The organism is Burkholderia sp. HI2714, from assembly GCF_002223085.1.
In the GTDB taxonomy this organism is placed as follows: domain Bacteria; phylum Pseudomonadota; class Gammaproteobacteria; order Burkholderiales; family Burkholderiaceae; genus Burkholderia; species Burkholderia lata_D.
Window position 1 is genome coordinate 190,227 of the sequence record NZ_NKFM01000055.1, and the last position, 26,760, is coordinate 216,986.

At 69.1% G+C, this 26,760-nt stretch carries 24 protein-coding genes; 11 read left to right on the plus strand and 13 right to left on the minus strand.

Annotated features, from left to right (window positions below; translation table 11 throughout):
• Positions 1–15: 15 nt before the first annotated feature.
• Together CFB82_RS30255 and CFB82_RS30260 are read right to left on the minus strand one after the other, a co-directional pair.
• Positions 16–2,034 (minus strand): VTT domain-containing protein, encoded by a 2,019-nt coding sequence (locus CFB82_RS30255; RefSeq protein ID WP_089486442.1) that lies wholly within the window; start codon positions 2,032–2,034, stop codon positions 16–18.
• 102 nt (positions 2,035–2,136) lie between these two features.
• On the minus strand, positions 2,137–2,589 hold the full coding sequence (locus tag CFB82_RS30260; protein ID WP_069250854.1) for a hypothetical protein: 453 nt from the start codon (positions 2,587–2,589) through the stop codon (positions 2,137–2,139).
• Between the two features lie 323 nt (positions 2,590–2,912).
• Between CFB82_RS30260 and CFB82_RS30270 the strand changes: the two genes are divergently transcribed.
• The 3 genes from CFB82_RS30270 to CFB82_RS30280 all read left to right on the plus strand — a co-directional run bounded on the left by CFB82_RS30270 (position 2,913) and on the right by CFB82_RS30280 (position 6,289).
• Positions 2,913–3,557, plus strand: coding sequence for a response regulator (locus CFB82_RS30270; protein ID WP_089486443.1), 645 nt, complete (start codon positions 2,913–2,915; stop codon positions 3,555–3,557).
• Positions 3,554–5,338 (plus strand): sensor histidine kinase, encoded by a 1,785-nt coding sequence (locus CFB82_RS30275; protein ID WP_089486444.1) that lies wholly within the window; start codon positions 3,554–3,556, stop codon positions 5,336–5,338. The genes CFB82_RS30270 and CFB82_RS30275 overlap by 4 nt, the downstream gene beginning before the upstream one ends.
• A gap of 273 nt (positions 5,339–5,611) precedes the next feature.
• Complete coding sequence (locus CFB82_RS30280) at positions 5,612–6,289, plus strand: hypothetical protein (protein WP_089486445.1); 678 nt, start codon at positions 5,612–5,614, stop codon at positions 6,287–6,289.
• Positions 6,290–6,301: 12 nt separating this feature from the next.
• On the opposite strand, the gene CFB82_RS30285 is transcribed toward CFB82_RS30280, so the two are convergent.
• From CFB82_RS30285 to CFB82_RS42510, 3 genes are all read right to left on the minus strand, one after another.
• Positions 6,302–7,612, minus strand: a complete 1,311-nt coding sequence (locus CFB82_RS30285) for an MFS transporter (protein WP_089486446.1) — start codon at positions 7,610–7,612, stop codon at positions 6,302–6,304.
• 100 nt (positions 7,613–7,712) lie between these two features.
• Positions 7,713–8,729 (minus strand): ABC transporter substrate-binding protein, encoded by a 1,017-nt coding sequence (locus CFB82_RS30290; protein WP_089486447.1) that lies wholly within the window; start codon positions 8,727–8,729, stop codon positions 7,713–7,715.
• Positions 8,726–8,920 carry a hypothetical protein gene (locus CFB82_RS42510; RefSeq protein ID WP_143750982.1) on the minus strand — a complete coding sequence of 65 codons (195 nt, stop codon included), beginning with the start codon at positions 8,918–8,920 and terminating at the stop codon, positions 8,726–8,728. The genes CFB82_RS30290 and CFB82_RS42510 overlap by 4 nt, the downstream gene beginning before the upstream one ends.
• 47 nt (positions 8,921–8,967) lie before the next feature.
• Here CFB82_RS42510 and CFB82_RS30295 point away from each other — a divergent pair, with 47 nt between their 5' ends.
• Together CFB82_RS30295 and CFB82_RS30300 are read left to right on the plus strand one after the other, a co-directional pair.
• Positions 8,968–9,633: a response regulator transcription factor gene (locus CFB82_RS30295; RefSeq protein ID WP_089486448.1), complete on the plus strand. Its 666-nt coding sequence runs from the start codon at positions 8,968–8,970 to the stop codon at positions 9,631–9,633.
• Positions 9,620–11,041 (plus strand): sensor histidine kinase, encoded by a 1,422-nt coding sequence (locus tag CFB82_RS30300; RefSeq protein ID WP_089486449.1) that lies wholly within the window; start codon positions 9,620–9,622, stop codon positions 11,039–11,041. Before CFB82_RS30295 ends, CFB82_RS30300 begins: the two co-directional genes overlap by 14 nt.
• 20 nt (positions 11,042–11,061) lie before the next feature.
• On the opposite strand, the gene CFB82_RS30305 is transcribed toward CFB82_RS30300, so the two are convergent.
• Genes CFB82_RS30305 through CFB82_RS30320 form a run of 4 tightly spaced genes read right to left on the minus strand, consistent with a single transcriptional unit; the run spans position 11,062 to position 15,735 of the window.
• Positions 11,062–11,826 (minus strand): ABC transporter ATP-binding protein, encoded by a 765-nt coding sequence (locus tag CFB82_RS30305; RefSeq protein ID WP_089486450.1) that lies wholly within the window; start codon positions 11,824–11,826, stop codon positions 11,062–11,064.
• The gene (locus tag CFB82_RS30310) at positions 11,823–12,680 is read right to left on the minus strand and encodes an ABC transporter ATP-binding protein (protein ID WP_089486451.1); all 858 of its coding nucleotides are present in this window, start codon (positions 12,678–12,680) and stop codon (positions 11,823–11,825) included. The genes CFB82_RS30305 and CFB82_RS30310 overlap by 4 nt, the downstream gene beginning before the upstream one ends.
• An 11-nt stretch (positions 12,681–12,691) precedes the next feature.
• Positions 12,692–14,503 (minus strand): ABC transporter permease, encoded by a 1,812-nt coding sequence (locus tag CFB82_RS30315; protein ID WP_089486452.1) that lies wholly within the window; start codon positions 14,501–14,503, stop codon positions 12,692–12,694.
• 38 nt (positions 14,504–14,541) lie between these two features.
• On the minus strand, positions 14,542–15,735 hold the full coding sequence (locus CFB82_RS30320; RefSeq protein WP_089486453.1) for an ABC transporter substrate-binding protein: 1,194 nt from the start codon (positions 15,733–15,735) through the stop codon (positions 14,542–14,544).
• Between the two features lie 355 nt (positions 15,736–16,090).
• On the opposite strand from CFB82_RS30320, the gene CFB82_RS30325 reads away from it, so the two are divergent.
• Genes CFB82_RS30325 through CFB82_RS30340 form a run of 4 tightly spaced genes read left to right on the plus strand, consistent with a single transcriptional unit; the run spans position 16,091 to position 19,703 of the window.
• Entirely contained in the window at positions 16,091–17,107 is a 1,017-nt protein-coding gene (locus CFB82_RS30325; RefSeq protein WP_089486454.1) for a LysR family transcriptional regulator, read from the plus strand.
• Positions 17,104–18,537, plus strand: coding sequence for an NAD(P)-binding domain-containing protein (locus tag CFB82_RS30330; RefSeq protein ID WP_089486455.1), 1,434 nt, complete (start codon positions 17,104–17,106; stop codon positions 18,535–18,537). Before CFB82_RS30325 ends, CFB82_RS30330 begins: the two co-directional genes overlap by 4 nt.
• A gap of 45 nt (positions 18,538–18,582) precedes the next feature.
• Positions 18,583–19,113 carry a CMD domain-containing protein gene (locus CFB82_RS30335; protein ID WP_089486456.1) on the plus strand — a complete coding sequence of 177 codons (531 nt, stop codon included), beginning with the start codon at positions 18,583–18,585 and terminating at the stop codon, positions 19,111–19,113.
• On the plus strand, positions 19,110–19,703 hold the full coding sequence (locus tag CFB82_RS30340; RefSeq protein WP_089486457.1) for a peroxidase-related enzyme: 594 nt from the start codon (positions 19,110–19,112) through the stop codon (positions 19,701–19,703). Before CFB82_RS30335 ends, CFB82_RS30340 begins: the two co-directional genes overlap by 4 nt.
• Positions 19,704–19,748: 45 nt before the next feature.
• Here the strand turns inward: CFB82_RS30340 and CFB82_RS30345 are convergent, their stop codons facing one another.
• Entirely contained in the window at positions 19,749–20,180 is a 432-nt protein-coding gene (locus CFB82_RS30345; RefSeq protein ID WP_089486458.1) for an Lrp/AsnC family transcriptional regulator, read from the minus strand.
• Between the two features lie 298 nt (positions 20,181–20,478).
• On the opposite strand from CFB82_RS30345, the gene CFB82_RS30350 reads away from it, so the two are divergent.
• Together CFB82_RS30350 and ctlX are read left to right on the plus strand one after the other, a co-directional pair.
• Positions 20,479–21,558: an ornithine cyclodeaminase gene (locus CFB82_RS30350; protein ID WP_089486459.1), complete on the plus strand. Its 1,080-nt coding sequence runs from the start codon at positions 20,479–20,481 to the stop codon at positions 21,556–21,558.
• Positions 21,559–21,617: 59 nt separating this feature from the next.
• Positions 21,618–22,628, plus strand: coding sequence for a citrulline utilization hydrolase CtlX (ctlX, locus tag CFB82_RS30355; RefSeq protein WP_089486460.1), 1,011 nt, complete (start codon positions 21,618–21,620; stop codon positions 22,626–22,628).
• Between the two features lie 250 nt (positions 22,629–22,878).
• On the opposite strand, the gene CFB82_RS30360 is transcribed toward ctlX, so the two are convergent.
• From CFB82_RS30360 to CFB82_RS30370, 3 genes are all read right to left on the minus strand, one after another.
• Positions 22,879–23,385 (minus strand): GNAT family N-acetyltransferase, encoded by a 507-nt coding sequence (locus CFB82_RS30360; protein WP_089486461.1) that lies wholly within the window; start codon positions 23,383–23,385, stop codon positions 22,879–22,881.
• Positions 23,382–23,687: a type II toxin-antitoxin system TacA family antitoxin gene (locus CFB82_RS30365; RefSeq protein WP_069250837.1), complete on the minus strand. Its 306-nt coding sequence runs from the start codon at positions 23,685–23,687 to the stop codon at positions 23,382–23,384. Before CFB82_RS30365 ends, CFB82_RS30360 begins: the two co-directional genes overlap by 4 nt.
• A 328-nt stretch (positions 23,688–24,015) precedes the next feature.
• Positions 24,016–26,760: an Hsp70 family protein gene (locus CFB82_RS30370; RefSeq protein WP_089486462.1), complete on the minus strand. Its 2,745-nt coding sequence runs from the start codon at positions 26,758–26,760 to the stop codon at positions 24,016–24,018.

A 26,760-nucleotide genomic window follows, 5' to 3' on the forward strand; every position in this document is an offset into this window, starting at 1 on the left:
CGGCACACCACCCGCTCACGGCCGAACCATCCACACCAGCAGCATCTCCGCCGGCGCGTTCGTCATCCCCGCCGGCGAACGCTCGATCGCCGGCTCGACCGACAGCGCCTTCGCAATCGTCGCCGCATCATCGATCGTCGTCGTGCGCACGATCGTCATCAGCCGCGCCGGCCGGTGCAGCGTCTCGCGATACAACGCGCCGTACCACAGCGGCCGCATGCCGAGCGCGTCCTGCAACACGTACGGATAGCGCCACAGCCGCAGCACGAGGCGGCTTTCCGGCTGCCCCGGATCGACGCGCACGAACACGCGGCGCGTGCTTTCGCCGTGCGTGTAGCGCGGCAGCACCGGCAGCGCATCGGCCGGCGCCTGCGGCAGCAGCCAGCGCAGCGCGGTGGCCGGCGACCACGGCGCCGCGCGCTGCCAGCCGGCCTGCGCGAGATGCCGGTCGAGCGTGTCCGACGTCGCGCTCCATTGCAGCGGCAGATATTCCTCGCGGTCGCCGCCGATCTCGGTGCGCCGCACCGGCACGCGCTGCCACCCGCCGCGCAGCCATTGGTCGACGGTCATCGCGACCACGTCACCGACATGCGGGCGCGCCGCGCGGTCGAGCTGCCATTGCGCGGGAACCGTCCATACGCCGGCCGTCGCGAGCACCACCGTCACCGCAACGAGCGCGCCCCTCGGCTGCACGTGCTCGCGCACGCGCCAGTACGCATAGGCGCCGGCGAGCAGCGCGAACCAGGCGAGCCCGAGACTCCAGCCGCCCAGCAGGCCCGACAACCACGTGTCGCCCACATACAGCCGCGCGAAGCCGCCAAGCACGATCCATAGCACCACCGCCGTCACGACCGGGATCTGCCACCGCGCGGGCCGGTCTTGCGCGAGCACCCAGCCAAGGCCGCTGCTCGCGAGAATCGCGAACGCGGCTTCAGCATCGGGCAGCGGCACGTGCAACGCGCCGGGCGGCAGGCTCGCGGGCGTCGCGCCGGGTATGCCCGCGCCGAACACCGGCACGAGCACGACGGCGACGCCGACCGTCACGAGCCACCACGCGGCCGTCAGCCAGCAACGGTGGATCATCAGCCAGACGAGAAACGCGGCCGCGACGATCAGCCCCGTATCGTGCCCGTGCAGCACGGCAAGCGCGCGCATCGTGTCGTCCACCGGTGGCGTGCGCAGGTTCTGCAGGAACGCATATAGCGCGATGTCCGCGTGCATCAGCGGATCGTTCGCGACGACATCCTGCACGATCCCCGCGAACAGCCACACGCAGCCGATGAACAGCAGCGCGAGCACCGGCACCGCACCCGGCAGGCCGCGCACGTAAGCGATCGCGTCGTGCAGCCGCGCGCCGAAACGCGGCCAGCGGTGCGCGCATGCGTGCACGCCGTCGACGAGCGCACGGCGCAGCAGCGGCCAGCCGCGCCGCAATGCGACCCGCACGCCGATCCACACGAGTGCGACCAGCGCCGCGACGACCAGCAGGATCACGGCGACCCGCACGCTGATCGCCGCGGCCAGCGCGGCCGACGCGCCGAACAGGATGCCCGGCGCGACGTGCACGGGCGCCCAGATGAGCGCCGAGACGACGTTGACCGGATAGAACGAGCGGCGCGGCAGCGTCGCGCAGCCGACCACGACCGGCACGACCGCGCGCACCGGCGCCAGAAAACGCGCGAGCACGATGCTCTTCATGCCATGACGCAGCACGAACTCCTCGCCGCGCGCGAAGGCGGCCGCATAGCCGAAGCGCGCCCATGCGTTGCGGATCACGCCGCGATAGTGCCGCCCGAGTTCATAGCTGATCCCGTCGCCGATCACGGCGCCGACCGCCGCGACACCGATGGTCGTCCAGGCGTCGAGCGCGCCCGCGCCGATCAGCGCACCGGCCGCGAACATCACGGCGCCGGCCGGCACGACCGTGCCGATCAGCGCGATCGCCTCGGCGCAGGCCGCCATGAACACGATCGCGAGCACGAGCAGCGGATGTGCGCCGATCGTGCCGATCCATGCGTGGATCGTGTCGCTCATCGCACGCGCCTCGGCGGAGCGACCCGGTGTGCGAACACCGGGCCGGTGATGGCATGGGGAATGTTCATCGGGCGGTGCGCGCGGTCGCGCCGGCGTGACGGATCAATCGAACTCGTGCTGCCGCGCGTCGGCCTCGAGCGGCGCGTCGTGGTAGCCGACCGTCGCGATCTCCTGCAGATAGCGCGCGAGAAACGCACCGATCGAGCCGGCGGCCTCGTACTGATGCACGTGGCGAAATTCGTGGGTCAGCAGGCGGCGCGTGTCCTGCCCGCGCAGCACATACACCGCATGGCCGAGCGTGAGCCCGATCGTCCCGGGCGCCAGGAGCCCCGAGTCGCGAGCAATCGCGGCCAGCGACGGCACCTCGGGGAACGGCATGCGGTCGACGGTCACCACGCGGATCCGCTCCGGCTGCACGACGCCCACCGTGCGCGCGTCGTCGGCTTGCGCCGGCGTCAGCGGCGCACCCTGCGCGATCCCGCGCGCCGCCTCGGCTTCGGCCCATGCGACGGCGGCGGGCAGCGCGGACGGCAGGATATCGGCAAGATCGATCATGACGGGGCTCCTCGAGGGGATTGCAGTGGCATCGGGCACCAGTTTAGTCCCGAATCGCGACGGTTCGCGGCGCGGCTCGCGACGCGCCGCGCCGCCTCTTCACCGTCTCAATAATAATCAGGGAATACCCTTATTTTCGCCAGCTCCGTCGCAACCCTTTTCCCCGTAATTATTTCGTTTCAGTACACATTCCGCGACCGGATATCTCGAAAATTTCCCGGATGTGTACCGTTTTTTGATTCGGCGGAATATATTGATCAGAAGAACGGCCGCGGCGACTACCGGACAACAGTGCGCAGCGTCATCCCGAAGAGGATCGCTAGATGATCAGGGTAATTCTGGCTGACGATCATGCAGTCATGCGGGACGGACTGCGTTACATCCTGGAAACGGCCGGCGGTTTCGAAATCGTCGGCGAGGCGAGCGACGGCTCGGCCACGCTTGCGCTGGTCGAGCGCGGCGCCGCCGACGTGCTGCTGCTCGACCTGTCGATGCCCGCGCCGACCGGCATCGAGCTGATCCGGCTGGTGAAACGCCACGCGCCGTCGCTGCGCACGCTCGTGCTGACGATGCATGCGGAGGCGCAATACGCGGCGCGGGCGTTCAAGGCCGGCGCAACCGGCTATCTGACGAAGGACAGCGCGACCGCCGAGCTCGTCGAGGCGGTCGGCAAGGTGGCCGCGGGCGGCGTCTACGTGAGCCCGTCGGCGGCCGAGAGCCTCGCGCTCACGCTGCGCACGCCGGCCGCGACGCTGCCGCACGAACGGCTGTCCTCGCGCGAGTTCGACGTGATGCGCCGCATCGTCGCGGGCCAGACCGTCACGCAGATCGCGACCGCACTCGCGCTCAGCGCCAAGACGGTCAGCACCTACAAGACGCGCATCCTCGAAAAGATGGCGCTGCCGCACGAAGCCGCGCTGGTCCGCTACGCGGTGCGCCACGAACTCGACCCGGGCGGCGACGCATGACCGCCACCTTCGGCTTCCCGCCCCCGGACGACGACGACCCGGACGCGTCGCGCCTGTTCATGTCTTCGCTGCCGCCGGGCCGGCGCGAGCGGCGGCTCGCGCTCGCGACCGTGCTCATCTCCGCCGTGATCTTCGCCGCGCTTGCGCCGTTCGCGGGCAGGCCGCTTGCGCCGGGCTGGGCGTTCATTCCCGTGTACCAGTCGGCGATCGTCGTCAACGACATGGTGACGGCCGGCCTGCTGCTCGGCCAGTACGCGATCCTGCGCGAGAAGCCGCTGCTCGTGCTCGCCGGCGGCTACCTGTTCACGGGTTTCATGGCCGGCACCCACATGCTGACCTTTCCCGGGCTGTTCGCCCCGACCGGCCTGCTCGGCGCCGGCGACCAGACCACCGCCTGGCTGTACCTGTTCTGGCACGGCGGCTTTCCGCTGGCGGTCGCCGCGTACGCACTGCTGCGCGCGAAGTCGCGTGCATTGGGCCCGATCCCGGCCCCGCAGCGCCGCGCGGCGATCCCCATCGTGCTGTGCATCGCGGCCGCGAGCGGAGCGACGGTCGCGCTCGCGCTGCTCGCGACCGCCGGCCACGACTTGCTGCCGCGCATCATGAACGGCAACCGGATGGCCGCGACGATGACGAACGCGATCACGATCGTCTGGGGGCTGAACCTGGCCGCGCTGATGCTGATGTGGCAGCGGCGGCGACGCCATTCCGTGCTCGACCTGTGGGTGATGACGGTGCTCGTCGCGTGGCTGTTCGACATCGCGCTGTCGTCGATGCTGAATCACGGGCGCTACGACCTCGGCTTCTACGCCGGACGCGCGTATGGCCTCGTCGCGTCCGGCGTCGTGCTGTTCGCGATGCTGTTCGAGAACGGCCGGCTGCATGCGCAGACGGTGCGCGCGCTGGCCGGCGCGCGCTACCAGCATCTGCTCGTCGCGCAGAAGAGCGCGCAGCTGAACGACGCGAACGAACGGCTCGAACAACGCGTCGCCGCGCGCACCGCGCAACTGAGCGCGTCGAACCGCGACCTGCGGCGCGAAGTCGAGGACCGCGTGCGTGCCGAGCGGGCGCTGCAGGCGTCGCGCGAGGAGCTGCGCGAGATCGCCGCGATCAGTGCGAGCGCGCGCGAAGCCGAGCAGCGCCGCATCGCGCGCGAGCTGCACGACGAACTCGCGCAGACGCTCGCGACGCTGAAGAACGATCTCGAATGGCTGATCGACCGCGTGCCGCAGGACGATGCGCAGCTGGCGCGCAAGATCGCGGCGATGCACTCGCTGGCGCGCGGCGCGGTGGCCGCGACACGCCGCATCGCATCGGACCTGCGCCCGCTGATGCTCGACGATCTCGGCTTCGCCGCGGCGATGCAGTGGCTCGTGGAGGATTTCCGGCACCGTCACGGCATCGAATGCACGCTGCATGTCGAGCCGCCCGAGCTGCAGCTCGACGAACCTTACGCGACGGCGGTGTTCCGCATCGCGCAGGAAGCGCTCGCGAACGTCGCGCGGCACGCGGCCGCGTCGCATGCGAACGTCGAACTCGTGCATGCGAGCAATGCGATCGAACTGACGATTCGCGACGACGGCGCGGGATTCGATCCCGGCGTGCCGCGCAAGTCGGGATCGTTCGGGCTGGTCGGGTTACGCGAGCGCGCGTATCTCGTCGGCGGCACGCTGCGGATCGCGACGACGCTCGGCGAAGGGACGACGGTCGAGGTGGAGATTCCGCTGTCGCCCGTGAAGGTGACGGCCGCGCATGGTGGGGTTGGGGGGGCGCGCGGGTAGGTTCTGGCGAAGACGATGCTGCAATCGGGTGCCGCAATGATGCCCCGCCGCTGGCCGGTCAGTGGTAGTCGTCGTCGCGTTGATGACGATCGGCCAGGATCGTGAAGCGTCAGCCGTTCAGACCGTCAGCTTGTGAAATGCCCCTGCCCCATCCGCCAATCCCTGCGCACTACGCCCGGTGACGGCAACCGCATGGCGCTACAATCCTTCGCCGTCACCATCCCGCGTTCCTTGCGCGTCAATGCGCCAGCCGATCGCATCCCCTTCGCCACAATGAAAACACTCCGCAGCTACGCACTCATCTTCTGCGCGGTCGCAGGCGGCTGGCTTGCCGTATCGCTGCTGTGCTGGCCCATCCTGCTCGCGCTGCAGGCCCTTGCGACGATCGTATTCATCCCGCATCCGGCCGGCAGCTACATCGGGCTAGGGTTCGTATCGACCGCGCGGCTCCTGGATTTTCCGACGAGCTTCGTCGGCGCGTTTTCGGTGCCGTTCATGAACATGCCGCTCGGGTTCATCGCGATCGCGTGGTGGTTCGGCACGGCACTCATCCTGCAGCCTACCTACGCACGCTACCGCGTCATGGTGCCCGGCCGCCCGTCGGCGCGGGCTGTCCTGTGGCGCGGCGCCCGCTCGTGGCTGATCTTCACGACGGTGCTCCTCGTCATCGCAACGCCCTTCCTGCGGCGCTACGAGATCGTCACACCGGACCACCTCTACGTGCGACACCTGTTCGACTGGCACGAGCGCGCGTATCCGCTCGCGTCGCTGAAGGAGATCCGTGTCGACAATCCCGGCACCAGCCGCGGCATCATCACATGGAACTTCATCTTCGACGGCGACGACTTCACGACGACCGCCCCCGACATCCACGCGCTCAAATACCTGCTGTCGAACACGCACGCCACAGCCAACTTCACGGTCGTCGGGAACGAGGTGATGAAGCGGTAACGCCGCGCGCCGTCACGCGCGCGCCGCCACCATCCCCCGCTCCGACCGCGTCCACGCGACCAGCGCGCCGATCCCGAGCAGCGCGAGACACACGATCGGCACGATCATCGGGCCGAACGCCGTGCCCGTCACCTTGCCGGCAAACGGCATCAGGTTCTGGCTGAAGAAGCCGCCGAGGTTGCCGATCGAGTTGATCGCCGCGACGCTCGCCGCCGCCCGCGCGCCGGTGAAGTAGCGCGGCGGCATCGACCAGAAGCACGGATACAGCAGCGGGATGCATGCACCGCCGAGCACCAGCGCGATGAAGCGCAGCGGCGTCGACGGCAGCACGAGGCTCAGCAGGAAGCCGAGCGCACCGAGCGCCGCGACGATCGCGATCGTGCGCAGGATGCTCTTCGCGCGGCGCAGCTTCGCCGGCAGCCACAGCAGCAGCAACACCGCGAGCGCCCACGGCAGCATGCTCAGGAAGCCGTTCATGCTGCTCGACACGCCGAACGATTTCACGAGCGTCGGCAGCCAGTAGGTCACGCCATACAGCGACGTCGACATCAGCATGTAGGTTGCCGCGAACAGCATCACGCGCGGATCGAGCAGCGCCTTCCACGGCTGCCCATGCTCGGCCTGCGCGGGCTTCTCGCGTTCGAGCGCGGCCTCGACGATCTGCTTCTCGCGGTCGTCGAGGAAACGTGCGTCGCGCACCGACGCGGGGAGCACACGGAACACGACGACCGCGACGATCACCGCCGGGATGCCCGTCGCCACGAACACCCACTGCCAGCCCGCCAGCCCCCACACGCCGTTCAGGCTCAGCAGCACGCCGCCGACCAGCGAGCCGAGCATGTTCGCGAGCGCGCTGCCGAGCGTGAAGATGCCGAGCACCTTCGCGCGATAGCTCTGCGGGAACCACAGCGTCAGGTAGTAGATCACGCCCGGATAGAAGCCGGCCTCGGCGATGCCGAGCACGAAGCGCAGCGCGCAGAACGCGGGCATCGACGTCGTGAAGCCCATCAGCACGGTGATGAGCCCCCACGTCAGCATGATCCGCGCGAGCCATACGCGCGCGCCGTAGCGATGCAGCGCGAGCGTGCTCGGCACCTCGAACAGCAGGTAGCCGATGAAGAACAGCGACGACGCGAGCCCGAACGCGGCTTCGGTCATCCCGAGGCTGTGCACCATCTGCAGCTTCGCGAAGCCGACGTTCTGCCGGTCGATGAACGCGATCAGGAACATCACGACGAGGATGGGCAGCAGGCGCCGCGCCATCTTCGACATGATGCGCTGCTCTTCGGCGGACGCGGGGTCCAGGGTTTCGGTGGCGTTCACTTGAGGCTCCTTGCGTGAAACGGTTGCATAGCGGTTGGATCGGCGCTGCGCGCGACAATCGCGCGGGCGCGGGGCATGTCGATGAAAGGGCGCGGCGGCATCAACCCGACCGGTAGTCGTCGAGCATCGGCGCGAACATCTCGTGCCACGCCCGCGGCTTCGCCTTGATCGTGCCGGCGAGGTACAGGAATTCGACGTAGTCCATCAGCTGGTTCGGCAGCACCGAGAAGCGCGTGTCCGGCGCCGCGAGCATCCGCATCACGTCGTCGTGCGACACGCCGACGCCCGACGACGCCGCATAAAGCGCGGCCGCCGCGCGCGGGTCCTGCGCGATCAGGCGGTTCGCTTCGTCGAGCGCGCCGAGAAACGCGACGGCCAGCGCGGGCTCCGTATCGACGAGCCGCTTCGGCGCGAACACGACGTCGAGCGTCATCGGGCCGAGCACGTCGACCGAATTCACGACGCGGTGAATGCCCGGCTGCCGCAGCTCGAGCGTCGAGAACGGCGGCGACGTGAAGTGCGCGGTGACGCCGTTCTCGCGGCGGATCAGCGCCTGCATCGCCTGCGGATGCGGCAGGTTCACGGTGATCGAATCGAGCTGCGCGAAATGCTTCGGGCCGAGCTGCCGGCTCGCGACCATCTGCAGCACCACCGCCGACAACGACGTGCGGATGCCCGGCACCGCGATCCGGTCGGCCGGCGTGAAGTCGCGCAGCGACACGAGGCCCGGCCGGTTCGCGTTCAGCGACAGCGAGGTAGTCGACAGCCCGCTGATGCCGATCACCTCGACGTTCGGAATGCCGCGCGCCCGTGCCCACAGCTCGATGAAACCCGGCGCGCCGGCCCCGGCGAAATCGAGCGTGCCGGCCATCATCGCGTCGTTGACGGAATTGCCGCCGTCGAGCAGCACCCAGTCGACCGCGACGTCGCGCACGCCGTGGCGCGCCGCGTGCCGCTCGAACAGCCGCTGCTTCTCCATCACGAGCAGCGGCAGGTACAGCACGCCATAGCCTTTGGAGATCCGCACCGTGCGCGGCTTCGCGCGCACGAGCGACGGCGCGGCGAGCACGCCGAGGCCGGCGGCGATCAATGCGCGGCGGCGCGGCGACATCGTCATGCGTGCACCGCCGTGCAACGGGCGGCAAACGGCCACGCGAAGGCCCGCGTCGCGCCATGCCGCGCGTTCGTCGTGCCCGTGACATGCTGCATGTTGCCGTCTCCTTGAATATTTCTGGTATTAATGCCGTCCTTGCGTGCTGCATCCGGCTCGACACAGGTTATCGAGCGAGTCTGAGAAAATGCTGACATCCCGGCCTCGGGAAAACCCCTAACCCACCCACCTGCGAAACGGCACCATGCGCATTCTCGTCGTGGAGGACGATGCCGAAATCGGCGCGGCGATCCGCAGCCGCCTGGCGCGGCTCGGCCATGCCGTCGATCTCGAAACCGACGGCGCGACCGCGCACGGGCTGCTGCGCGTCGAGCGCTTCGACCTCGTCGTGCTCGACGCGAACCTGCCCGGCATGGACGGCTTCACGGTGCTGCGCCACCTGCGCGCATCGGGCAGCACGACGCCCGTGCTGCTCGTCACCGCGCGCTCGGCGATCGACGACCGCGTAAGCGGCCTCGGCCTCGGCGCCGACGACTACCTGGTGAAGCCGTTCGACTATCGCGAGCTCGATGCGCGCGTGCAGGCGCTCCTGCGCCGCAACAGCGGCCACGCGAACGACGTGCTGACGCTCGGCGGCCTCGTGATCGACCGCAGCAGCCGCCTCGCGGAACTCGACGGCCAGCCGCTGTCGCTGTCGCGCCAGGAGTTCGCGCTGCTCGAAATCCTCGCGAGTCGCCCGCAACGGATCTTCTCGAAGGACGAACTGCTGAACCAGCTGTTCAGCTTCGGCAACGAGCCGACCATGAACGCGGTCGAGCAATACGTGACCCGCGTGCGCAAGAAGCTGCAGGGCAGCTCGGTCGAGATCCGTACCGCGCGCGGGATGGGGTATCAGATTGCGGCGCACTGACTGGTTCCCGAAGACGCTGTTCGGGCGCACGCTGCTCTTCATCGCGCTCGTCGTCGCGACCGGCGCACTCGCGCTCGCGGCGATCGCGCGCTACTACGCGGGCGTCGCGGCAGAACGCGCCTACGACCAGTTGCTTGCGGGCGCATCGATCCAGGTCGCGGAAAACCTCTACGTGCAGGGCGGCGTGCTCGCGCTGAATCCGCCGGTGGCCGCGCTGTCGACGCTGTCGCGCTATGACCTCGTCTATTACAAGGTGGTCGATTCGCGCGGCATCGTCGTGGCCGGCTACAACGATCTCGCGAGCCCCACGACGCTCGCCGCCGCGAAGCAGGGCCCCGCGTTCGCGAATGCCATCTACCAGGGGCACCGGGTCCGCACCGCGACCATCGCACGCTACATGCCCGAGGAAAGCACGCCGGGCTGGGCGCTCGTCACCGTTGCGCAGACAACCAATGCGCGCCAGCAACTGACGAACGACATGAGCATCAAGGTATGGACGCTGATCCTGCTGATGAGCGTGCTCGCGATCGGCGCGAGCGGCCTCGCGATCCGGCGCGGCCTGCGCCCGCTCGCGCAGATCGGCACGATCATCGCCGCGCGCGACCCGGCCGACCTGCGGCCGGTGGCCGTCGACACGCCGAGCGAAATCGACGCGATCATCGGGTCGATCAACGGGCTGATGCGCCGCCTCGCCGAGCGGATCAATGCGATGCAGCGCTTCATCGCCGACGCCGCGCATCAGATGCGCACGCCGCTCGCGCGGCTCGACGCGCAGATCGAACTGCTCGACGGCGAATCCGATCCCGCGCGTCACGCGGCGCGGCTCGATGCACTGCGCGCGACCTCTTCGGACGTCGGCCGGCTCACCGGGCAGTTGCTCAATCATGCGATGGTGATTCATCGCACCGAGGCCGTGCCGCTGCAACCCGTCGAACTCGTCGCGCTCGCGAAGGAGGTGCTCGGCCGCACGATTCCGCTCGCGGGCGAGCGCGATGTCGCCGTCGCGTTCGCGAGCGACGCGCCGCTCGCGTGGATCGACGGCGACGCGATCAGCCTGCAGGAAGCGCTGTCGAACGTGCTGCACAACGCGCTGCTGCACGGTCATGCGGACGACATCGTCGTCTCGGTCGCGACGCAGGGCAACGCCGGCGATGCCGTGACGCTGACCGTCACCGACAACGGCCGCGGGATTCCGCGCGAGCACTGGGATGCCGCGCTGCAACCGTTCGTGCGAATCGCACCGGACGGCAGCGAGCGGCGCACGGGGTCGGGCCTCGGGCTCGCGATCGTGCAGGAAGTGATGAAGGCGCACGGCGGGCGCGTCGGGTTTGCGTTTCCCGAGGCGGGCGGGTTCGCGGTGGTGCTGACGTTTCCGCGCGCGGTGACGACGCACGCGAATCGCGCGTGAAACGAAGTGCCAGGCGCCCCCTACGCCGCCACCGCCTCCCCGCCAAGATACGCATCGCGCACGCGTTCGTCGTCGAGCAGCGCCTTCGCGGGCCCTTCGAGCACGACGCGCCCCGTCTGCAGCACGTACCCGTAGTGCGCGATCTCGAGCGCCAGGCTCGCATTCTGCTCGACCATGAACACCGTCACCCCTTGCCGGTTGATCCCATCGATCAGTTCGAGCACCTTGTCGACATAGAGCGGCGACAGCCCCATCGTCGGCTCGTCCATGCAGATCAGTTTCGGCCGCGCCATCAGCGCCCGCGCCATCGCGAGCATCTGCTGCTCGCCGCCCGACAGCGTGCCCGCGCGCTGCGTCAGCCGCTCGCGTACCCGAGGAAACAGGTCGAGCACCCGCTCATAGTCCTCCGCCACTGCCGCGCGGTCGCTGCGCGTGTACGCGCCCATCAGCAGGTTCTCACGCACGCTCATGTCGCCGAACAGCCGCCGCGCCTCGGGCACGGCCGCGATCCCGCGCCGCACGCGCTGCGGCGTGGCGAGCGCCGTCACGTCGTCGCCGTCGAAGCGCACGACGCCGCGGCGCGGCCGCATCAGCCCGAGAATCAGCTTCATCGTCGTCGACTTGCCGCTCGCGTTGCCGCCGAGCAGGCTGACGATCTGCCCGCGACCGACTTCGAAGTTCACGTCGAAATGCACCTGCACCGGCCCGTAGAACGTGTCGAGGTGTTCGAGTTTAAGCAGCACGTCGGTCATGGTCGTGTCGGGTCCGGAAGAAAGTGCCGTCATGCGGCCGCCTGTGCCGTGCGGCCGGCCGGCGCGCCGCCCGCGTGCCGGCGGCCGAGGTACGCCTCGATCACGCGCGGATCGTGCCGCACGTCGCGCGGCGCGCCTTCGGCGATCTTCACGCCGTTGTCGAGCACCATCACGCGGTCGGACACGCGCATCACGAGTTCGAGCTTGTGCTCGATCAGCAGGATCGTCAGGCCGCGTGCCTTCAGCGACTGGATCAGTTGCAGCATCTCGGCCGTCTCCGTCTCGTTCATCCCGGCCGTCGGTTCGTCGAGCAGCAGCAGGCGCGGATGCAGCGCGAGCGCGCGGCCGATCTCCACGCGCCGCCGGTTCGCATACGACAGGCTGTGCGCCGGATGATCGATGCGCGGCGTCAGCCGCTCGCCGAAGCCGGCGACGATCGCGCGCGCCTCGTCGCGCAGCGCGGCTTCCTCGCGCCGCACCGATGCGGGCCGCACGAGCGCGCGCAGCACCTCGGCCGCCGCGCCGAGCGCGGGCCAGCCCGGCCGCGCCGCGCGCAGCCGCGCATGCGCGCCGATCAGCACGTTGTCGAGCACGCTCAGGTTGCCGAACACGCGGCCGTGCTGGAACGTGCGCGCGATGCCGAGCGCCGCGAGGCGTTCGGGCGCGGTGCCCGTGATGTCGCGGCCGTCGAACGTCACGCGGCCGGCATCGGGCCGGTCGGCGCCCGCGATCAGGTTGAACAGCGTCGACTTGCCCGCGCCGTTCGGCCCGATCACGCTCAGCAGTTCGCCTTCGGCGAGTGACAGGCTCGCGCCGTCGAGCGCGGTCACGCCGTCGAAGCGGCGCGTCAGGCCCTGCACGTCGAGCAAGGGTCGCTTGGTGGTCATCGCATTCCTCCTCACACGGTGCCGAGCAGGCCCTGCGGCCGGAACCGGACGAGCAGCAACAGCACGAGGCCGTAGATCAGCATCCGGTAGTCGGCCGCCCAGCGGAACAGCTCGGGCAGGCCGATCAGCGCAATCGCGCCGGCGATGCCGCCGAGCACGTTGCCGAGCCCGCCGAGGATCACCATCGTCAGCGCGAGGATCGACACCTGCGAATCGAAGGTCTGGTGATTGATGTAGCTGTACAGGTGCGCGGCGATCCCACCGCTCACGCCGGCCGCGACGCCGCCAACGGCAAACGCGATCGCCTTGTAGCGGTTCGGTGCGATGCCGTGCGCACGCGCGGCGACGTCGTCCTCGCGCACCGCGCGCAGCGTGCGACCGAGATGCGAGCGCAGCAGCCGTACCTGCACGAGCGCGAACACGATGAGCACCGCGAACGTGAACCAGTACGCGGCACGCGCGCTCGTCGCCCACGGCAGCGGCGCGATGCCGGTGATGCCGAGCGGGCCGCGCGTGAGACCGTCCCAGTTCAGGATCACGAGGCTCACCACTTCACCGATGCCGAGCGTCGCGATCGACACGTAGTGCCCGCGCAGCCGGAACGCCGGATAGACGAGCAGCGTGCCGAGCACGGCGGTGATCACGCCCGCGCACGGAATCGTCACGGCCGGCGACCAGCCGAGATCCGACGACAGCAGCGCCGACGCATACGCGCCGATCACCAGCAGCGCCGCGTGGCCGAGCGAGATCTGCCCGACCGTGCCCGCCACCAGCGTGAGGCTCAGCGCGAGCAGCCCGTATAGCCACGCGTTGGTCAGCGTCTGCAGCACGTACGGCGATGCGCCGAGCCACGGCAGTACGGCCGCCAGCGCGACCAGCGCGACGAGTACCGGGCGCGGCACGCGCACGGCCTTCGCGGCCGCGAGGAAAGTACCCGTCATCGGCTCGGGCGGCAGCGCGCGGTTCGCGCTGAACAGCCCGTTCGGCCGCCACACGAGGAACACGATCAGCAGCCCGAACGCGAACAGGTCACGGTAGCTCGTGCCGAACAGCGCGACGCCGTAGCTTTCGACGAGACCGAGCAGCAGGCTGCCCGCGATCGCGCCCGGCACGTTGCCGAGCCCGCCGATCAGCAGCGCGACCACGCCCTTCAGCGTGGCCTGGAAACCCATCGCAGGATCGATGCTGTTGTAGTACATGCCGACCAGCAGCCCGCTCACGCCGCCGAGCGCGCACGCGATCGCGAACACGGTCTGGTTCACGCGATCGACGTCGACACCCATCTGCAGCGCCGCGTCGCGATCCTGCGCGGTCGCGCGCACGGCCCAGCCGAGCCGTGTGAAGCGCAGGAAGCCGTACAACAGCACGGCCGCCGCGATACCGATGCCCGCGATCAACAGGTCGAGCGAGCCGAGCGTCGCGCCGGCGATCCGCAGATGCCAGTCGGGCAGCGGCGTCGGCACCGCGCGCGGGTCGGCGCCGAATGCGAGCTGCGCGAGCTGGTCGAGGATGAAGCTGATGCCGATCGTCGCGAGCAGCGGCGCGATGCGTGCCGCGTGACGCAGCGGCCGCAAGCCGATTCGCTCGATCGCGATGCCGAGCGCGCCGCAGCCGACGACGACCGCCGCCAGCGCGACCGGCAGCGGCAGCCCGAAGCGCGTCAGGCACAGCCAGCCGATGAACGCGCCGACCATGTAGACCGAGCCGTGCGCGAAGTTGATCAGGTGCGACACGCCGAAGATCAGCGCAAGCCCGACCGCGAGCAGCGCGTAGATGTTGCCGACGATGAGGCCGTTGAGCGTGTAGTCGAGCCAGGAAGCCATCACGATGCGTCCGTCACTTGCAAGCGGTTCATGCGGAATCAGCGTGCCGCGAGCTGCGGTTTCGCGCCGTCCCACAGCGCCCACTGCCCCTGCTTCACGACCAGATACACGGTACGCGCGCCCGCGACGCGGCGCGTCTGCGGATCGAAGCGCACCTTGCCGAAGATCACGCTCGGCACGTCGCTGATTTTCGCGAAGCCGTCGTGCGCGGCCTGGCGCGTCGTGCCGTAGCGGCGCAGCACCTCCGCCGACAGGATCAGCGCGTCGTATGCACGCGCGACGAACGAATCGGGATCGGCATGGAATTTCGCGCGATAGCGCTGCACGAATGCCTGCACCTCGGGGCGCGGTTCGGCCGGGAAGAAGTTCGATTCCGTATAGACGCCTTCGACGGCTGTGCCGCCCAGTTCGAGGAACTTCGGCGAGTACACCGAACCGACCGCCGCGATCGGCAGCGTGAGCCCCGACGTGCGCGCCTGGCGCACGATCTGCGCACCGTCCGCATAGTACGAGATCAGCACGATCGAATCGGGCTTCGATGCGCCGATGCGCACGAGCGTCGAGCGGAAATCCTTCTCCGCCGGCTGATAGCCTTCGGCCGCGACGACCTGCGCGCCAAGCCCCGTCACTGCCTTCGCGAAGATGTCCTTGCTGGTGCGGCCCCAGTCGGTGTTCAGGTACAGCACCGCGATCCGCTTGAAGCCGAGTTCCTTTACTGCGTAGCGCGCAAGCAGCGGCTGTTCCTCGGCCTGGCTCAGCGCGGTACTCCACAGATAGTCGCCGCCCTTCGTGAAGTCCGGATGCGAGTTCGTGAAGCCGAACTGGATCAGTTGCCCGCGCTGGTAGATCGGCGACGCGGCCATCGACGTCGCGCTGGAGAAGTCGCCCAGCTCGATCGCGATGCGCGGATCGGCGACGAACTTCTGCGCGATCGCCACGGCCTGGCGCGGGTCGCTGCGGCTGTCCTGGAAGTCGACTGCGAGCGGGCGGCCATGAATGCCGCCGCTGCCGTTGATCTCGTCGAGCGCGAGATCGAAGCCGCGCTTCCATTGCTCGCCGTACTGCGCATCCTGTCCCGTGAGCGGCCCGCTCACGCCGATCACCACCGGCTCGCCCGACACGCCCGCCGCGAGCGCGCCGCCCGCCGACAAGCCCCATGCGGCAGCGAGCGCCGCCACCGTGCCCAGCACGCGTCGCCATGCGCCGCGTGCGTCGTTCCCCGAAACGTTCATGCGTCCCCCAGCTTCAGTCAGTCGAAAAGAGTGAGGGCATGTAACCATCCGGTTCAGGACGATCCAACGAAGTTTTGCGCATATCGATATCGTGCGCGGCGCGAAGCGGGTGAGGCCCGCGAACGACCCTCCGCACACCCCGCATCGCGCGATGTATCGGCATAGATCGCATCACCTTGATTCGATTGGCGTTTCGTTCACGGCGCCGATCGAAACCCACGTTCAAGCACGCGTAATCGTCTATCGCAACGATCGGGCCGTTCGCAGTTTTCGCGCTGTCGATAGCAAAAAACATTATATGAATCGCGCATGATCACCCTCCTACAATGCGCAAATCGCATCATCGGAAGGTGTCATGGAGCTGCATCAACTCGAAGCCTTTTCCGCGGTCATGTCCGCCGGCAGCGTGACCGGCGCGGGCGAACTGCTCGGCCGCTCGCAGCCGGCCGTCACGCGGCAGATCCAGGAGCTCGAAGCCGATCTCGGCTACGCGCTGTTCGACCGGCACGGCCCGCGCGTCACGCCGACGCGGCGCGCGTTCCTGCTCTACGAGGAAGTCGAACGTTCGCTGGTCGGCCTGCGTGCGATCGAGGCGCGCGCCCGGGCGCTCGGCGACGAAACCGCCGAACCCGTGCGCATCGCGGCGACACCTTCGCTCGCGGCCACGCTCGTGCCGGCCGCGCTCGCCGCATTGCCCGACGGCGCGCAGGCACCGCACTACCAGTTGCGCAGCGAATCGGCCGAGCATGTCGTGCACGAGGTGCTGGCCGGCACGGCCGATATCGGTGTCGTCACGCTGCCGATGGCGCACGCGGGGCTCGACGTGCACTGGATCGCGCAGACGCCGTGCGTCGCCGTGCTGCCTGCCGGCGACCCGCTCGCGGCGCAGCCGCGCATCGCGCTGCGCGACCTCGCGCGGCGCCGCATCGTGACGGTCGCGAACCGGCACCGGCTGCGCCAGCGGATCGATGCGGCATTCGCGGCCGCGCGGGTCGATGCACGCGTGTTCATCGAAACCAATGCGTCGCTGAATGCGGTGATGGCCGCGCGTGCAGGCATCGGGATCGGCATCGTCGATCCGGCAACGGGCGTGGCACTGCCGGTGGATGGCGTCGTCGCGCGCCCGCTCGATGTCGACATCCCGTTCGCGTTCGGCGTCGCGACGCCGGCCGGCAAGGCACGCACGTCGGCCGTCGATGCGCTGCTCGACGCGCTGCACCGTACGACGCGCGCGCTGCTCGACGACGTGATCTTTCACGACGCGGCCGCGCACGACGCGCTGCTGCGCGGCGACCGGCTGCGCGCCGAGCGCGCGCCGCGTGGTGCAGCCCGCACGACACGTGCACGCCGGACACGCGCGGAGGCGGCATGACGACGACGCCCGATCAATTGCAAGCACTCGAAGCCCGGCTCGCGCAAGACCTGCGCTGGCTCGACCTGCCCGCGCCGTCGTGGGTGCCGCCGCGCGAGGCCGACGGCACACGCGTGCTCGACGTCGCGATCGTCGGCGGTGGCATGGCAGGGCTCGCGGCGTCCGCCGAACTGCGCCTGCTCGGCATCGACAACCAGTGCGTGATCGACCGCGCGCCGGCCGGCTACGAAGGCCCGTGGGTCACGTTCGCGCGGATGGACACGCTGCGCTCGCCGAAGCAGCTCGCGGGCCCCGCGCTCGGCCTGCCCGCGCTGACGTTCCGCGCGTGGTTCGAAGCACAATACGGTCGCGACGCATGGGACGCGCTCTACAAGATTCCGCGCACGCAATGGATGGACTATCTGCGCTGGTACCGGCGCGTGCTCGACCTGCAGGTGCGCAACGACACCACGCTCGTCGCGCTGCGCCCGCGCGACGACGGCCTGCTCGCGCTCGACGTGCGCGGCAACGGCGAAGCGCAGACGCTGCTCGCGCGGCACGTGGTGCTCGCCACCGGCCGCGACGGGCTCGGCGGCCCGTACGTCCCCCTCGTCGCGCAACGCGCGCCGCGCACGCGCTGGGCCCATTCGTCCGAGCCGATCGACTTCGCGGCGCTCGCGGGCAAGCGCATCGGCGTGGTCGGCGCGGGCGCGTCCGCGTTCGACAATGCGGGCACCGCGCTCGAAGCCGGCGCCGCACGCGTCGACCTGTTCTTCCGCCGCACGGACATTCCGCGCATCAACAAGCTGACGGGCATCGGCAGCCCGGGCCTCGTGCACGGCTACGCCGATCTCGACGACGCGACGAAATGGCGCTTCATGCACTACGCGCTGACGTCGCAGACGCCGCCGCCGCGCGACAGCGTGCTGCGCGTGTCGCGTCACGAACATGCGCATTTTCATGCGGGCAGCCCGATCGAGACGCTCGCGGAACACGCCGACGGACTCGACGTGACGACGCCGCGCGGGCGCTACACCGTCGACTTCCTGATCTTCGCGACCGGCTTTCATTCGGACTGGACGACACGCGCGGAATTCGCGTCGTTCGGCGCGCAGGTGCGGCGCTGGAAGGATCGCTACCGACCGGAGCCGGGCACGTGGATCGACGAGCTCGCCGAGTCGCCCGACCTCGGCCCTGCGTTCGCCTTCCAGGAGCGCGAGCCCGGCGCATGTGCGGCCATCACGCGAATTCACTGCTTCAACCATGCGGCGAGCCTGAGCCACGGCAAGCTGTCCGGCGATATCCCCGCCATCAGCGCGGGCGCCAAGCGGCTCGCGCGCGGAATCGCGGGCCGGTTGTTCGACGCGGACCGCGATCGCCACTACGACGCGCTCGTCGCGTACGCGAACGCCGAACTGCAAGGCGACGAATGGTGCGACGCCGACGCATGAGCGCACGTCCATCGATCACATTGACGACGAAGGGAACCCGAAACGATGACTGAATCCATCACGCCGGCCGATGCGCCGGACACGATCGATGCGGTGGCTGGCCTGCGCGATGGCGACGCCGTCGCCGCACTGCGTCGCGCACGCGACAAGGTGCTGCTCCATACGCGGCTGAGCGAAGCGGCGCTGTTCGATCCCGCGTTGCCCGATCTTTCGTTGATCGAACGACTGCATGCGGCGCGGTATGTCGCACACCAATCGAATGCGCGGGCATTGGCCGACACTTATCGCGCACGACTGATCGATGCAGGCGGCACGCTCGACGATATCGCACGCGCGGACGCCGATGCATTCGACACCTTGCCCCGCCGCACCGGCGCGATCCTGACGCATGCACGCCTGCTGACGCGCGCCCCCGTCGATGCACGCCCGTCCGATCTCGACGCGCTGAAGTCGGCCGGACTCACGACGCCCGCGATCGTCGCGCTGTCGCAGCTCGTGGCGTTCGTCGCGTATCAGTTGCGCGTCGCGGTGGCCGCGCAGGCGCTTCAGGCACGTGCTGCAACGGAGGCCGCATGACGACGACCACTCACGGCTTCACATCCGACACGCTCGGCTGGCGGGCGTGGCTCGACACCGTTTCGCTCGATGCCGCGACGCCCGACCAGCTGGCCGTGCTCGAAGCGAGCCACCCGCAAGCGAAGACGTCCGACTATTACCTGCTGCTCGTCCATCGTCCCGAGATCCTGCGGCAACGCTCGGGCGTATTCAACGCGATCATGTACGGCCCCGGCGGGTTGTCGCGCGCGGAGCGCGAACTGGCGAGCACGGCCGTGTCGCGCGTGAACGGCTGCGTGTACTGCGCGTCCGTGCATGCGCAGCGCTTTACCCAGCTCGCGAAGCGCACCGACGCGATCGAGCAGGTGTTCGACGATCCGTCGACGGCCGGCACGACGGCGCGCGAACGCGCGATCATCCGCTATGCGATCGCGCTGACGGAGCGGCCCGATACGGTCGACGCGAGCGATATCGCCGCGCTGGAAGCCGAAGGGTTGACGCGTGAGGAGATTCTCGACCTGTCGCACGCAGTCGCGATCTTCGCGTGGGCGAACCGGTTGATGCTGACGCTGGGCGAGCCGGTGTTTCCAGAATCGGCGACCAGCGCCTGACGCCCGCGCAATCCTGAGCGCTGACGCAGGCGCCGCCTGCCCGCGTCACGCCTTGTGCGTCGACAGCAAAATACTCGTCTCGGTATTCGCGATCCCGTCGATCAGCCGGATCGCACCGAGCACGCGATCGAAGTGCTCGAGCGAATCGGCATGCAGCTCGGCGACGAGATCCCAGCGCCCGTTGGTGCTGTGAATCGACGCGACGTTCGGATACCCGCGCAGCACCTTCACCACTTCCGCGCCGCGATTGCCCTGCACGGCGATCGACATCAGCGCGCGGATCCGGTGCCGTTCGGCCGCCGGCTTGAGCCGCACCGTATAGCCGACGATCACGCCGTTCTTCTCCAGCCGCGTCAGCCGGTTCTGCACGGTCGCGCGCGCGACGCGCAATGCCTTCGCCAGCGCGACGACGGGCAGTCGCGCGTTGTCGCGCAGCAGCGCGATGAGCTGCCGGTCGACGTCGTCGAGGGTGATCATGAGCGGAGCTTCCTGTTGAACGTGAACCGGCCGCAGTGTGCCGGAGCCTTTGCATGCCGACCCGTGCGACTTGGTCAAAGTGCCATATCTGGCCAGCAATTTGCCAAGTCTATCGATAAATCTGCCACTTTTGCCGTCTTTTTGTTGGCTCGACTCGCGGAAATAATGACTCCATCGACCGGCGGGACATGCCGCGCCGCCGCTTTCCAGGAAGCCGGGACGCGCGCCGATGCACCGCCCGGTCGACCAGAACGCCAGGGACACCCGTACCGGCACTGAGAAAACTGGAGACAGACGTATGACCCGCTTCCTCGACGTTCCCGCCACCGCCCGCCTGATCGCCAAAACCGGCGTCACGACGTTCCTGCGCGAACTCGTCGACACGCTGCGCGCCGATTACCTGCACTGGGCCGACTTCGACAAGTCGCCGCGCGTCGCGTGCCACTCGCGCGACGGCGTGATCGAACTGATGCCTGTCGCGAACGCGTCGCTGTTCGCGTTCAAGTACGTGAACGGCCACCCGGTCAACGCCGCGCGCGGGATGCACACGGTGATGGCGTTCGGCGCGCTCGCCGAAGTCGATACCGGCTACCCGCTGCTGCTCGCCGAACTCACGCTGACCACCGCGCTGCGCACGGCCGCGACGTCGGTGCTCGCCGCCCAAGCCCTCGCTCGCCCCGATTCGCGCACGATGGCGCTGATCGGCAACGGCGCGCAGAGCGAATTCCAGGCGATCGCGTTCCACACGCTGCTCGGCATCGACGAAATCCGCGTGTTCGACGTCGATCCGCACGCGACCGACAAGCTCGTGCAGAACCTCGCCGCCTACCCCGCGTTGCGCGTGGTACGCGCCGCATCGACCGCCGACGCCGTGCGCGGCGCCGACATCGTGACGACCGTCACCGCCGACAAGGCGTACGCGACGATCGTCACGGCCCACATGATCGAGCCCGGCATGCACCTGAACGCGGTGGGTGGCGATTGCCCGGGCAAGACCGAACTCGAAGCGGGCGTGCTGCGTGCGGGCCGCGTGTTCGTCGAATTCGAGCCGCAGTCGCGCATCGAGGGCGAGATCCAGCAGATGCCGGCCGACTTCCCCGTCACCGAGCTGTGGCGCGTGCTGCTGGGCGAGACGACTGGCCGCGAACGCGCGGATGAAGTCACGGTGTTCGACTCGGTCGGCTTCGCGCTCGAGGATTACTCGGCGTTGCGCTACCTGTATGCGCTCGCGCAGCAGCACAACGCGGGCGTCGAGATCGCGCTGATTCCGCCGGCCGTCGACCCGAAGAACCTGTTCGCGCTGATCGACGACCCGGCCGCGATCGCGCTGGGCCACGCGGCGTACGTGACCGAAGCCGTCGCCGCGTTCGCGCGCTGACCGTCCTCCCCGGGCGGCCCGTGCGCCGCCCGGCCCCTTGCCTTTCGCTCCTGCCTTCCATGAATCTCGTATCGATCCAGGCGCCGGCCGCCGTCGTGATGATCCGGCCGCACCGCTTCCTGCCGAACCCGCAGACCGCGGCCGACAATGCGTTCCAGCGCACGTCCGGCGGCGGGGCGAACGACACGTCGTCGGTGTCGGCCGCGGCGCGCGACGAAGTCACGGCCGCCGCGCAAACGCTCGCCGACGCAGGCGTGCGCGTGCACGTGTTCGACGACCACGGCGAGCGCGACACGCCCGACTCCGTGTTCCCGAACAACTGGTTCTCGACGCATCCGGGCGGCCACGTTGCGTTGTATCCGATGCACAGCCCGAACCGCCGCCGCGAGCGGCGCGCCGACGTGATCGAGATGCTGAAGGCCGAGTACCGCGTGCAGGACGTGATCGACTACTCGGGCCTCGAATACGACGACGTGTTCCTCGAAGGCACCGGCGCGATGGTGCTCGACCACGTCGCGCGGATCGCGTACACCGCGCGTTCGCGCCGTGCCGACCCGGTCGCGCTCGAACGCTTCTGCACGAACTTCAATTTCGAGCCGATCTGTTTCGATACGGCCGATGCCGCCGGACGCCCGATCTATCACACGAACGTGATGATGAGCGTCGCGACCGAGTTCGCGATGGTCGGCCTCGAACTCATCGCCGACAGCCGCCGTCGTGACGAAATCGCGCAGCGGCTCGCCGAAACGGGCCGCACGGTGATCGCGCTCGATGCATCGCAGATCGCGAATTTTGCGGGCAATACGCTGGAATTGTCGGGCAAGGAAGGGCGTGTGCTCGCGCTGTCGCGGCGCGCGTACGACTGCCTCACGCCGGTGCAGCGCGCGACGATCGAGCGTTCGGCACGGCTGCTGCCGCTCGACGTGCCGACGATCGAACTGGCCGGCGGCTCGGTGCGCTGCATGCTGGCGGGGATTCATCTGGCGCGGCGGGCGGCCATGCAGAACGCACTGGACGTGCCTGCAATCGAATTGGCCAAACCGCAGCGTGCGCGGGAACCGCGGACCTGACATTGAGAGGCGAAAAGCCCGCAACGTTTGTTGTTTGATACGCCAGTGCGGAGCAGTCTCGGTACGGCTGCCACCGAGCGCAGCAAACGGCGCTGCCACCGGTACCGACACGCACGTCTGTGCGGCCGTCGCGGTCAGTTGGTCGAGCAGGTGGGCTTATCAGGCTCCGTCCTCGGCAGGCGTCATGTCGATCAGCCGGAGCAAGCTGGTACGCAATGCCATGGTCGGTCGGGACATGTTCGATGCGCGCTCACGTCAACGACGCGCGCAAATCGGTCAGTGTGATCATGACTGTCATAGGGTCAAGCGGCGACGGCTCGAATCCGACCTGCAGATAGAAGCGCTGCGCGTCGGCCGACAGTGCATGTGCGAGCAGCCCGCGAATCCCGATGGTGTCGGCCGCCTGCATGACCCGTAGCCCGGCGTCACGCAGCAGCCCGCGGCCCAGTCCGCGGCCCTGCCAGGCCCGGTCTACCGCGAGCCTGGCCAACACAACGACCGGTACGGGGTCCGGCATGTTGCGGCGAAACCATCCGGGCGCGGCCGCGACATCCACCGCACCAGACGCTAGCGCGTAGTAGGCAACGACGCGCTGGTCATCACACACCACGAAGGTACGTGACGCACCGCTCACATGGTTACGCAGGGCTCTCCGCTTGAGCCAATCGTCCCGGCTCGGCTCACCCGAATCGAAGGCGTCCAGGGCGCCCGCCTGCACATGTTCCAGCGTAATCGGGGTGGGCGCGCGCAGCGTCATGCGACGGGGCCGGCCGAGCCGTCCCACGGCGCGGGCGTCTGCATCGTGCGCCGCAACTGGGGATTCGGCGCCGGTGACGCCTCGAGCCGCGCGACGAACGCGGCATACGCGTCGGGACTGGCACGTACCAGCGTCGCCTCGAGCAGGGTTTCCTCGGCGGCCGCGCGAGCGGCGGACAGGATGAAGTCGGTGCGGTTCTGCCCGCGTGCGGCGGCCGCGCGATCGATCAGGTCGCGTTCGTCAGGCTGCACGCGCAAGTTCAGGGTGTCGCGCTTGGTCGGGGGGCTATGGGTAGCGGACATGGAGGAGCCTCCGGTCAACAAGAGTTCTTGGATACCCATATTGTACTGACGTTGTCAGTACAATTCCACCGGCTATCAAGGTTCAGAACGCGGTCTACGCGTTTTGACACGTTAAACAAATGCCGCTAATACCCTTTAGCGGCATTGAAAGAATCGAAAGAAAAACCCGGCCGGGGCATACAAGGCGGGAACAGAATTCGTCTGCGAGTATCGCGCCCTGTTCAAGCGCATAGTTGGCTAGCGGCTAGGCGGCCGGACCGGCCCAGCTAAGTTGCTTGCATCTTCACTACCCTGTCCGAACGACGCCTAAACGTGTAGCGGTACGCGCTCACCCCGCGAGCAGCTTCAACCCCGCCGGCAGCGTTTCGCCGAACACGCGCACCGTGTCGGCTTCGTCGAACGCGATGGCCTCGCGCACCATGTCTATCCACGCCGCCGATGCATTCGCGGCCGACAGGCGCTTGATCACGGCCTCGCGTGTGTCGTCCGGCAGGTCGCGCGAACGGTCTCCGGTCATCCGCGCGATCTGCGCCGCCGCGAACGCGGCAGGTTCAACCTGTTTCCAGTCGAGCGCAAACAGCGCATCGAGCCAGCCGGTGGCGACTTCCGCCGGCACGACACAGTGCGCGCTGCCGTAGAACGGCCGGCGCGCACCGATGCGCCCGAGTGCCCACGCACAGAGCGCACGCTCGGCCGGCTTCTGCAATTGCACGATCAGCCGCTCGGCCAGCTCGACCTTGCGCTCGACGGGCAACCGTTCGAGCGACGCGGACAGCCGCGTCATGTCGGCCGGCCCGACTTTGGCCGGATCGAACGGCAGCTTGCGCCGCTTGTCGTCGGTCGGTTCGAGGAATGCGATCGCGTCGCGCACCTGTGTCTGCGCATCGTCGTCGAGGCCGCCGGCCACGCGCCGCCACAGCGTCCACCACTCGGACCACACCTGAGCGTCGGTCACGTATTGAATCCCGTCGTCGAACAACGGCCACAGCTGCTCGATGCGCCACGCGTCGAGCGGATGGCCGAAGCCCGGGCGCAGGCAATAGCCGGCAAGGTTCAGCCACGCGCGCTCGTGATCGGCCGAGCGGCGCCGCCGCCGCGCCCGCGCGAGCAATGCATCGAACAGTTCGCGTGCGAGCGCGACGTCCCACTCTTCGCGCGCGCCGAGCACCTGTTCAAGTTGCGCGCGCAACCGACGCGTGTCCTTCGGCGTGACGCCCGCGACCTTGCTGCCGAACGAGCGCTCGATCAGCTCGATCGCCTGGTCGACACGCGGATGTCGGGTAGGCGAGGCATCGTCGCCGTGAACCGGCGCGTCGCCGCGCAGCTGGAATTCGAGCCGCCAGCGGCGCGCCGCATCGTCGGTCGCGATGCAGTGCATTTCGAGCGTGCCGACCTCGGTCAGCGACGCGGTGAGCTTCACCGGTGTTTCGCGCGCATCGCCGCCCGTTTTCGCGTCGACGACTGTCGCGATCGGCGGCAGCCGCACGAAATCGCCGCCGTCGAGATCGACGAGATCGCCGGGCCGATACGCGGTGTCGGCCACCGTCGACACGAGGTGGAAACGCACCGGCTGCCCGAGTTGCAGCGCGAACGTGCGATCGTCGAGCCGGATCTCGTGGCCCTCCTCCGTGCCGCGCGGCAGCAGGCACACGCCGCGCGCGGCCGCGCCTTCGGCACCATCGTCGAGCACGAGGAAATAGCTGCGCGCGGAACCGCCGCCGATGCGCGGCGCATGACCGGCGCGCGCGAGCCCGTAGGCCACCGCACCGCGCGCGACCGCGACGTCCGGATGCGCGTTGTGCAGCACGTCGAGCGGCGCACCGCGCCACGCGCCGAGCGTCTGCGCGAGACGGCCGGCGAGCGCGCCCGCGCGGAACACGCCGCCGTTGAGCAGCAGCGTATCGGGCAGCGGGCCTTCCGCATGACGGTTCAGGAACGCGGCGACGTGCCGCGTGACGGCCGCGTCGCTTGCATACGGCAGCCCGAATTCGACGATCGCGGCGCGCGCACGGCGCGGCAGTTCGCCGGCCTCGACCTGCGGAAAGAAACCGTCGACGACGATCTGCTCGACTTCCTGCCGCGTCAGCTCGGCCGAGCGCGCGCCGCCGACGAGCTTGCTGCCCGCGCCGAGCAGCGTGACGTTGACGGATTCGGGTGCATCGTCGCCGAGCAGCCGCTCCTTCGCGGCACGGCAACGCTCGACGAGCTGCGACAGGCTCGCGGCGGACAGCCGCGTGCCGGGCTCGGTCAGCCGCGACTCGACCAGGCGCGCGAGCGCGAGGTCCATGTTGTCGCCGCCGAGCATCAGGTGGTTGCCGACGCCGACACGCGTGAAGCTAGGCTCGCCGTCGTCGCCCGGCGCGACATCCACCAGCGTGAGGTCGGTCGTGCCGCCGCCGACGTCGCAGATCAGCACGCGGCGCGCGGCGGCAAACGACGCGCGCAGCGTGTCGCGCTGCCCGTACAACCAGTCGTAGAACGCGGCCTGCGGCTCTTCCAGCAGCCGCAGCGCGGGCAGCTTCGCACGCCGCGCGGCTTCGACCGTCAGTGCGCGCGCGCCGTCGTCGAACGACGCGGGCACCGTCAGGATCACGTCCTGTTTGGCGAGCGGCGCGTCGGGAAAGCGCGCATCCCACGCGTCACGCACGTGCGCGAGATAGCTCGCGCTCGCGTCAACCGGCGACACCTTGTCGACGCCGTCGGCTGCGCCCCACGGCAGGATCGCCGCGAGCCGGTCGACCGACGCGTGCGACAGCCAGCTCTTCGCGCTCGTGACGAGCCGGCCCGGCACCTGCGCGCCGAGCGTGCGCGCGTAGCGGCCGATCACGGCCGGCGTCGCACCGGCCGCGCTCGCTTTCGCGTGGGCCGCCCACGGCAGCCGCAGCGTGTCCGGCGGCAGCTCGCCCGCCGCCGGGTGATAGCGCACCGACGGCAGCAGCGGCTGTGCCGCCACCGCGCCGGGGCCGACCAGCTGCTCGACGTCGAACACGCGGATCGCGTCGGAACCGGCCTCGACGTATGCGACGACCGTATTGCTCGTGCCGAGGTCGATCCCGACCGTATAGCGCTTCAT